The sequence below is a fragment of the uncultured Limnohabitans sp. genome (assembly GCF_937889215.1).
In the GTDB taxonomy this organism is placed as follows: domain Bacteria; phylum Pseudomonadota; class Gammaproteobacteria; order Burkholderiales; family Burkholderiaceae_C; genus Limnohabitans_A.
This window is the reverse complement of record NZ_CALBEX010000523.1, coordinates 1-4895: the sequence shown is the minus strand read 5'-3', so window position 1 is coordinate 4895 and position 4895 is coordinate 1. Positions and strand designations below refer to the sequence as shown.

Genomic DNA, 4895 nt, shown 5'->3' with positions numbered 1-4895 from the left:
GCAGCGACCGACTTGGCAGGCAATGCCCTGCTGATCCCCAAGGTCTGGACCTTCACCACCGCCAACGTGCTGGACACCACAGCGCCTTCGGTCGATGGGGTCAGCCCGGTCAATGACAGTGCAGGGGTTTGCCTCAACACCACCGTGAAAGCGACTTTCAGCGAGCTCATGGCCACCATGAGCCTGAGCACCAACACGCTCACTTTGGCCCCCTCCAGAAGTTTGGGCACAACGGTGTCTGCAGTGGTCACTTATGACGCCCTGACCCAAATCGCCGTCATCCACCCCAGCGCCAGTTTGACCGCCAACACGGTCTACACCGTCACGGTCAAAGGCGGAACTTGGGGTGTCAAAGACTTGGCCAACAACGCCATGCAGGCAGACAAGGTGTGGCGCTTCTCCACCGGCACGGGCGATTGCCAAAGCACTGTTGAACTGGGCGCGGCTTCGAATTTCGCGATCCTGGGCTCTGCTGCCATCACCAACATCCCCACTTCTCTGATCACAGGCGATGTGGGCCTGACTCCCGACGCGGGTGCCAACATCACCGGCTTCAGCGCACCCCTGACCTGCCCCGAAGTGGTGGGCCATATTTACGCGGTGAACAATACAGGCCCTGCTTGTGCGTTGGTGGACGCGGTGCTGCTGAGCAACGCCAAGACCGATGCCTTGGCCGCCTTCGCTCATGCCACAGGGGCTGCGCGCGGCACGCCAACGCCGATCACCACCGACTTGGCGGGCCTGACCTTTTACCCAGGTTTGTACGAATCGCTGACCAGCATCGATTTATCCGCAGGCGGCATCTTGACACTGGACGCGCAAGGCGACCCCAACGCGGTGTTTGTGATCCGCAGCGCCACCGCCATCAATGCTTTATCGACCAGCCAAGTGGTGCTCAGCGGTGGGGCCAAGGCCAGCAAGGTCTTTTGGTCGGCTGGCAGCGCCATCACCTTAGGTGTGAACTCGGTCATGAAAGGCTCTTTGCTGGCCAGTACCGCGATCACGCTGCAAACCGGGGCCCAACTGGAGGGCCGGGCACTGAACCAAGGCGCGGCAGCAGCAGCCATCACCTGCGACGCCTGCACAATCACGTTGCCAAGCCCTTGATGAAGCCCTGGATCACCCCCTGATTGCACACGGTGGGCAGCACAACCACACCGATCATCTTTGAGAAAGAGCCGCACTGTTTCGGCTTCTTTTGACAAATAAGCCTCGCTCAGCGCCCTGACCTTCTTGGTGGGCTTGGGGCCAAGCTGAACAAGGCCATTGCAGCCTTGATGCCACAGCCCAACACCTCTGGGCCAAGCGCCAAACCTGCACACAGGTGCCAAGCGCACCCGTTCTGTTGCACCCACGGTCAAAAATGATGGGGAAACGCATGCGCATCCTTCAGGACTCAACACAAGCCCAGACGCAAAGCGCAAACATCATGCCGTTGTTGGGAAGCATTGGGCAACCGGTTTTCCATGTGCAACTTGCATCAACAAGTCGCCACTTCATGCACCCTTTTTGGCAACAAATCTCCCCAAAACTGCTGGCTGGCGGACGAACGCTGGCCAAGTCCGTCCAGCCAAGTGATTTCACCCACGATCTCAGCCCATAACCCTTCAAAACCCACGAAACGGACGTTGACCCAATGGACGGCAGTGACGCCTGTGGCCAAACAAAGGCATTTTTTGGTCATCTGGGTGATCCAGCCGAACTTGCCGACCGATCCCATGGCGTGGTTGAAGACTGAAGCGACTGAAGCCAATGCGACCCGGACCATTGCCTAGCGGGACCTTCGCAAGGATGGCGTTTGGGGGCAACGCTGGGTTTGAGCAACACCTTTCGAATCCAAGGCGATTCAAATATTTACGTCAGAAATCGACCTTTATAATTTCCAATCGTCCACAAAATGAATTTAGCTTGGCAGGCCGCGATGAATGGATAACTCACTACACACACTCACGCCAGCAGTCCTGTCAAAACCCGCCCAATAGACCTTGCTCCACAAGCGGCGCATGCGTACTTTTCTGATTTGATCAGTACACTTTTTCCATCAGCACTTTCGAGACCTGGACTCAGGTTTTTTCAACAAACAAAGGGACTGGTGTCTCGCATCAAGGAGCCCCCATGCGCGTAGGCCTTATTGGATTTGGCAAAACAGGACGAGCCGTAGCATCGGTCCTATTGGACTCAGAGTTGACACAGCTCCAATGGGTGATCAGACAATCTAGTTTGCTCGAGCACCGAACGGTGTCAGAGTATTTAGGCCAGAAGTCAGGTGACCTCGGCATGATTTACTCCAAAACCGAGTTCACGGCTGCTGAGTTGCTCGATCAGTTTCCCGTGGATGTCATCGTCGACTTCTCTGGCGAAACAGGCTTGGACTATTACGCTCAAGAAGCGGCCCAACGGGGTGTCATCATCATCAGTGCCGTGTCGCAGTACCAGCCAGAAAATTTGGCCAAGCTGAAACAACTCGCCTCACAAACCGTGGTCATGCATTCGCCCAACATCACCATTGGCATCAACTTTTTGATGATTTCAGCCAAGATTTTGAAGACCATCGCGCCCTATACCGACATCGAGATCATTGAAGAACATTTCAAGATGAAGCCCGAAGTGTCGGGCACGGCCAAGGTCATCGCCAAGCAGCTGGATCTGCCTGAAAGCCAGATCAAGACCATTCGTGCCGGCGGCATCATCGGTACGCACGAGATTTTGTTTGGGTTTCCTTTTCAAACGGTCCGTTTGAAGCACGAATCCATTTCGCGCGAAGCCTTTGGCAGCGGCATCTTGTTTGCGGTCAAGCAATTACAAAACAAGAGCAAGGGCTTTTACTCCATGGAAGACTTGATGCTGCCCTTCTTCCACTTGAAGGACGACGAAGAAGAGTTGGCAAAGACCCAGACCAAACCTTGGTGGAAATTCTGGGCCAACTGAAGCCACCATCGGCAGTCAACTAGCCCCCCAAAGTCAACAACACCGAGCGCAGGTCAGGGCCGGTAAAGGTCGGCTCAGGCTTCAAAGCTTCGAAGGGCAAACCTTGGCGGTTGACCCAATGGGTTTGAAAGCCAAACCAAGTGGCTCCCAGCGCATCCCAAGCGTTACTGGAGACAAACAAGACCTCGTCTTTGTGCACGGGGATGGTGGTTAGCACCAGCCCATAGCTTTCTGGCGAGGTCTTGAACAAGCGAATGTCGTCCACCGAAATCACATGGTCCAGCAACTCGGTCATGCCCGCGCTTTGAACAGCCGATGCCAACATGTCCGGGCTGCCGTTGGACAAGATCGCGGTGACCAAGCCTTGTGATTTGATCGTTTGCAGCACAGCCAAGTTTTCTGGAAATGCCGAGAGGTGGGCGTATTGCGCCATCAATTGCGCCACTTGCCCTTGCTGACGGTCCAGATGCAAACGGTCCAAGGTGTACTCAAGCGACAGCCGCGTCAGCGCCCAAAAGGGCTGGTAATAACGGCTGCCCGTCGCTGAATGGGGGTCGGACTGGGTGATGAGGCGCGTGTACTCGATTTGCTTGTCGCGCCACAACACAGCAATCTGAGGGCCCTGCCCTGGGTACAAAGTTTCGGCCAAAGCTTGAATCGAATACACATCGAACAAGGTGCCATACGCATCGAACACCACCGCTTTGATTGTCATATTGAACGCCTGGTTGGCCTGCTCACAGGCTGTTTGTGTGGAATTGCTATTGGGCGCATGGATGGCCCATCATGAAAACGCTTGTGTGTGCCCATGCTTGACCCCATCAACCCAAAGCCAGCACGAGACCCAAGGGCAAAAAGGCCAGCGCCAAAACATGGCCTACGATGACAGTAGACGCCACCTTGTGCGGCTCCACCTGGTACTTGTCGGCCAACATGAAGTTGAACACCGCTGGCGGCAGGCAGGCAAACAAGATCAAGGCACCGCGCTCAACCCCTTGCAAAGGCAACACGGCCAAGAGCGCATACACCACGGCCAAACGGATGACCAGCACCCACACCGACGCTTGGGCGCCGACCTTGGCATCTTGAACTTGGCTGCTCGCCAAACGCGCGCCCAAGGACATCAGCATCATGGGCACCAACACATTGCCGATCAAAGTCAACGACGTTTGCAGCCAAGCCGGCAGCTCCAGCTGCCACTGGGAGCTGGCCACGCCCAACACCGTGGCCCACACCAAGGGGTTCGCATAGACCATGCGCCAGTCAATTTTTCCGCTCATGATGCCCGCGCCCAAGGTGAAATGCAGCACATTGGAGATCACGATCAACACCACTGCGGGTCCCATGCCCTCTGGGCCGTAAGCCAATGCAATCAAGGGAATGCCCACGGGGCCCACGTTGGTGAACATGACGCAGGGCAAAAATGCCGCCTTGCTCGCCCCCGACAAAGACGCCAACGGCCAAGCCAGCAAGCCGCTGAGCAAGATCACCGCCACGGCGGCCCCGGTGAAGGTCAAGGCCGCGATCGGGTCAAAGGACTTGGCCGACAAGGACGTGAAGATCAATACGGGCAGCGCAATGTCCACGATCAATTTGTTGGCTCCAGCCAGATCCGGCTTGACGCGGCGGCTGTAGAAAAAACCCACCAAAGCCAACACAAAAATGGGCAAGGTGATGGTGGCAATTTGTGAAAACATGGTCTGAATCTCGTGCTGCGGCCCAATGGCAATTGAAGCCATTATGTTTGACGAAATGCGGCAATAGATTCAGAAAAATTTGCCATTCGTACAAATAGACACCCATCTAGCCACGCAGAGCGACGCCCGCGTCGGCTGCGTGAATCAGGCGCCGTGCGCCTTCATCGCCTTGCCCACCTCCAGGGCACCCTGCTCGGACCCCGAACGGGGCACGGTTTCGCCATGGGTGTCGTGCAATTGGCTCAGGGCCTGGGCCAAGCGTTCTGCGGT

At 56.3% G+C, this 4895-nt stretch carries 5 protein-coding genes; 2 read left to right on the top strand and 3 right to left on the bottom strand.

Features of this window, described 5'->3' with window-relative positions:
* The coding region (locus Q0341_RS13270; protein WP_299514189.1) for an ice-binding family protein at positions 1-1107 on the top strand (1107 nt) is incomplete at its 5' end.
* Between the two features lie 373 nt (positions 1108-1480).
* On the opposite strand, the gene Q0341_RS13265 is transcribed toward Q0341_RS13270, so the two are convergent.
* Positions 1481-1720 carry a hypothetical protein gene (locus Q0341_RS13265; protein WP_299514186.1) on the bottom strand — a complete coding sequence of 80 codons (240 nt, stop codon included), beginning with the start codon at positions 1718-1720 and terminating at the stop codon, positions 1481-1483.
* Positions 1721-2115: 395 nt separating this feature from the next.
* Here Q0341_RS13265 and Q0341_RS13260 point away from each other — a divergent pair, with 395 nt between their 5' ends.
* A complete protein-coding gene (locus tag Q0341_RS13260) occupies positions 2116-2928 on the top strand; it encodes a dihydrodipicolinate reductase C-terminal domain-containing protein (RefSeq protein ID WP_299514183.1) in 813 nt (270 codons plus the stop codon).
* Positions 2929-2947: 19 nt separating this feature from the next.
* Here Q0341_RS13260 and Q0341_RS13255 read toward each other — a convergent pair whose 3' ends face one another.
* Both Q0341_RS13255 and Q0341_RS13250 read right to left on the bottom strand, forming a co-directional pair.
* Positions 2948-3643 carry a haloacid dehalogenase type II gene (locus Q0341_RS13255; protein WP_299514179.1) on the bottom strand — a complete coding sequence of 232 codons (696 nt, stop codon included), beginning with the start codon at positions 3641-3643 and terminating at the stop codon, positions 2948-2950.
* A 106-nt stretch (positions 3644-3749) separates the two neighbouring features.
* The gene (locus Q0341_RS13250) at positions 3750-4625 is read right to left on the bottom strand and encodes an AEC family transporter (protein ID WP_299514176.1); all 876 of its coding nucleotides are present in this window, start codon (positions 4623-4625) and stop codon (positions 3750-3752) included.
* Between the last annotated feature and the right edge of the window lie 270 nt (positions 4626-4895).